This window comes from Pseudobacteroides sp., from assembly GCF_036567765.1.
Taxonomy (GTDB): Bacteria; Bacillota; Clostridia; order Acetivibrionales; family DSM-2933; genus Pseudobacteroides.
Genome location: NZ_DATCTU010000021.1, coordinates 1 through 3,988 on the forward strand (window position 1 = coordinate 1; position 3,988 = coordinate 3,988).

Sequence of the window (3,988 nt, forward strand, 5' to 3'; positions counted from 1 at the left end):
AATTCCTTTCCCTTTTTTGATCCAACCTGATATAATTTCATTGTGGCAGCTCCTTTCGTTTTTGTTTTTCCCAAACAATAGTTTATCAAACTACCGTCTGGACTGCCACCTTCAATTTCTACGAAATTCGGGACTTACTCTGCTAGTAGCCTCTACTTTTTGGAATATATTCTTTAAATGCGTCCGAACTGTATGTGTACTTAAATATAAAGTTTTGGCAATATCTTTGTTGCTAAAGCCTTTAGCAAGAAGGTCAGTTATCTCTTTTTCTCTTTCCGTCAGCATATATAGGCTTTCATTATCATCAATATTATTGTCATCAATATTTTGTTGGTCCGAGATATAAACACAATAAATGGAATTGATGCTTGTCTGGTCACTAGGAACAAGGATAGGAAAAAGCTGAAACAAGTATGATTTTATATAGAAAGTTGTTTTTAAAGATTTCCCGAAGTATTCTAATGACAGTAGGTTTATCACATGTGCCAGGGAATTACTGCTGTTTTTATTGACAATATCCATACAATAATCTTCAGCCATTTTATTGGCATGCAATAAAGAAAATTTACTATCAAGTATTATCAGCCCTACGGGAAGATGTTGTATACTATTGATAATGGCCTGTTTCTCATTCTCAAGCTTAAGTTTATTTAAATAATTCCATAAAAAATGTGAAATATATTTATTAAGCCGATCAAGTATCAGCTTATCTTTCTCAATAAAATCACCATGCTGAAGAGGTCTTGATATACCAATTCCTCCAATGATTTGACTCCCCACTTTTAAGGGCATTACAATCATATAATAGAGGTTATATTTTTTAAGAAAAGCATTGTAAAACTCTGTTTGCTCAAAATCTTCATAGGACATCAAATCAGTGATGGTAATCACGTCTTTTTGTATGAGAAGTTTCTGGTAACCATTTATGGGGTGAAAGATATCTGTTTGAAAATAGTACTTGTTATAATCTGACAATGATTCATCACTCATATTTAATACAACAGGATCTACAAGCATACCTTTTTCGTTGGATAGGAAAAAGGTTAAGTGTGGATAACCAAATACTACATTCAGAAGTCTTAAAACCATGTGGCGAAAATCAAGGACATTTTCACTCTGAATTGACGATACAAAGAATAAGATGTCCTCATATTCTCTGGCAGTTAACATACCCAATCGCCCCAATCATATATAAAGTATAGTATTATGAAAATATTCAAATTACACATCAGGTTTCAGCAATATCAATATACAATTTTACAATACTTTTTTAAAATTATCAATCATTTGAATTTTATGTAGACCAACTGGGGGAAAAGCACACTAAAACATTAGGTGCCATTTTTGAATAATGGTACCATCTTTCTAGACTGTGTCATATCTCATATATTATGCCAATTCCATCCGTAAGTAACAATGCGACAAAAAAGGTATTTCCTCATAAATTATATACCCCATTTGAGGTATTTTTTACAGAATATTAACTTTCTTTAATGATCTCTTCAACGTGAACCTTTTTGAAGCTTAAGTAAAGTTTAAATATCGGTAACTGCTCAGGCATTCCAAATAGACACGGTTTTATGTTAAGATTAGACCATCACCAACACGTGATGTCAACGACCGGATCGGGTCGAAAAACAAGAGATACCGTTTCGGCATCCCCTAAACATAAAACTGAACAATTTACCTTACAAGGACAAATGGCTGCCCTTTTACCGTCAAAACAATAGCCTCCATTACATCAATTCCATCTTTCTTTGCCGTGGATAAATAGCTTCTTACCCGGCTAAATACGTCAGCCCCATCCTTTCCCCGGGAGCATCCTGATATTTTCTGCCGAAGCTTTTGCATTTTCAAATCCCTTTCGGCCAAATTGTTATGGAAGGTCACATCAAAATCATACATGAAGTCCAAGGTGTCAATATCAAACTGTTGGAGCTTTAGAATTAACTGCAACGGCTTGCTTTTTTTCAGTTTGCCTTTTTATTGCATACCTGAGGGCTTTTCCGAGCATCTTCCGCAATTCCTTCAGTTAGAATTTCATGGTATGGAATCTATTGAACCTCATATTACAGTGTCAGTGTTTACAAACCTTATATGTACTATATTAACAGAGGCCACCGCAGACATTATTCTACTAGAGTCGGCTGTCGGCTGTGTTGATTTTTTACCCTTCGCAGGTGATGGGATTGATATTAAGTCAACAGATTTATCTTGTGGGTGCATACTATCTAATACGGATGAATCGTGTACATGAGTATCTACGATTGGAGTCTCTGCAAATACAGAAGTCGTTAATAATGTCGCTACTAAAAATGTCAATAGAAGTAATCGAGTAATTATTTTTTTAGTCATTTGTATGTTCTCCTTAATATGTAATATTATAGTTGTAAACATTGCAACTTTTACATTGTAGATTCCATACATATTTCTATATATTTTCAATGTAGGCTTATGTCTATTTTTGTCGATATTGAACAAAAAGGCTCCTGTTTTAACAACAGAAACCTTTTAATATAATGGGCAATACAGGACTCGAACCTGTGACTTCCACCATGTCAAGGTGACACTCATACCAGCTGAGTTAATTGCCCAAGACCTTTATAAGTATACAATGATTTGATCTATATTTCAAGAGTTAATTTTGTAAGTTTTTTCAATGGTTATTGGTTGTATAAATACACTGTGTACCCTAACCAGCTGAGCTAAGCGACCAGATACATTTACTATTATATATACCTTTATACCTTTGGATGTTTGTCAAGATGTATTTTTTTCTTTTATATTAGAATACATCCTCTTCCTTGGGACCTATCTCAAATCCATAATACAATAACGCTATTATTCTATGAAACATAAACATTGAAACTGAATACGCAAAGGATAAAACAAACGGGAAAATTAGCACCTTAGTAGATGAACCTGCAACCATAAGTGTAAGAAGCAAGAGCACAGTCACAGGAAATAAAAACTTTGCTATAAGGCTCAAAAGTCTCATTTTATAGCCTACAGTAACATTTTTACTCGAGATCATCGATTCATACAAACTGTTCTTCTTGTCAAAAACATAGCATGGACAAAATATAACGGTAAGATAAATCAATACCGCAGGTAAAAGAAAATATAGCGTAATAGATGCAACAAACAAAACAACATTTATTATTGACAAGGCAAATAAGCTGACAAGCCCTTGCCAACTGGGAATTATCATTTCCTTTAAAGAGTATTTCTCTCCCTTTAGATCCTTGATATACGCTGATAAATATACCAAATAGCACATATTGGCTATAATCAATCTTACAAATACAAAAACACCCTTGTAGTCATTGAAAGCCGCCGGAAAAGGAATATACTCAAAAGCAAATAGAACTATCAAGGTTATAACAAATAATATGGGTGTCAAATACTCATTCTTTATACTATAAAACCTGAAAGCTTCCGGTATGTAAAACCTTATATCCTTTATTTTATCTTGGCTTGGTTCATTGCTCATACTTTTCCCCCAAACATAGGATAACCAAATAATCCGGTTTAATTCTAAATAATTATATAAATCATGAAATGCTATGTCAATCAAAATATAATACAAAATAAAAACACTTTCAGCCATATAAGCAAAAAGTGTAATTATAATCAAAATAATAAAAATAATAAAAAATACAATTTAATTCAACTTAATTGAAAAATATACGAATACAACTAGCATTATTAATTATTAGCCGTGGATGTTTGCTATTGTAATAACTAAATATGTAGAAAGTATGATCATTAGTCCAAATAAAACTGCAATAGTTCTATGAAATATGTTTCTTCTAAAACCAAACATAAAACCTGCCTCCTTACAACAAAGAGTAAGTCCCGAATTTCGTAGAAATTGAAGGTGGCAGTCCAGACGGTAGTTTGATAAACTATTGTTTGGGAAAACAAAAAATGAAAGGAGCTGCCACATATGAAATTATATCAGATCGGGTCAAAAAAGGGAAAGGAA

At 33.0% G+C, this 3,988-nt stretch carries 4 protein-coding genes and 1 tRNA gene; all 5 read right to left on the bottom strand.

Going from position 1 to position 3,988, the window contains the following annotated elements; translation table 11 throughout:
* Positions 1 to 111: 111 nt before the first annotated feature.
* Positions 112 to 1,170, bottom strand: a complete 1,059-nt coding sequence (locus VIO64_RS03820; RefSeq protein ID WP_331915323.1) for a helix-turn-helix transcriptional regulator — start codon at positions 1,168 to 1,170, stop codon at positions 112 to 114.
* Between the two features lie 513 nt (positions 1,171 to 1,683).
* Positions 1,684 to 1,974, bottom strand: coding sequence for an IS66 family transposase (locus VIO64_RS03825; protein ID WP_331915329.1), 291 nt, complete (start codon positions 1,972 to 1,974; stop codon positions 1,684 to 1,686).
* A gap of 90 nt (positions 1,975 to 2,064) precedes the next feature.
* The gene (locus VIO64_RS03830) at positions 2,065 to 2,355 is read right to left on the bottom strand and encodes a hypothetical protein (protein ID WP_331915325.1); all 291 of its coding nucleotides are present in this window, start codon (positions 2,353 to 2,355) and stop codon (positions 2,065 to 2,067) included.
* 165 nt (positions 2,356 to 2,520) lie between these two features.
* A tRNA-Val gene (locus VIO64_RS03835) sits at positions 2,521 to 2,594 on the bottom strand.
* A gap of 191 nt (positions 2,595 to 2,785) precedes the next feature.
* Positions 2,786 to 3,493: a hypothetical protein gene (locus VIO64_RS03840; protein ID WP_331915327.1), complete on the bottom strand. Its 708-nt coding sequence runs from the start codon at positions 3,491 to 3,493 to the stop codon at positions 2,786 to 2,788.
* Positions 3,494 to 3,988 lie beyond the last annotated feature (495 nt).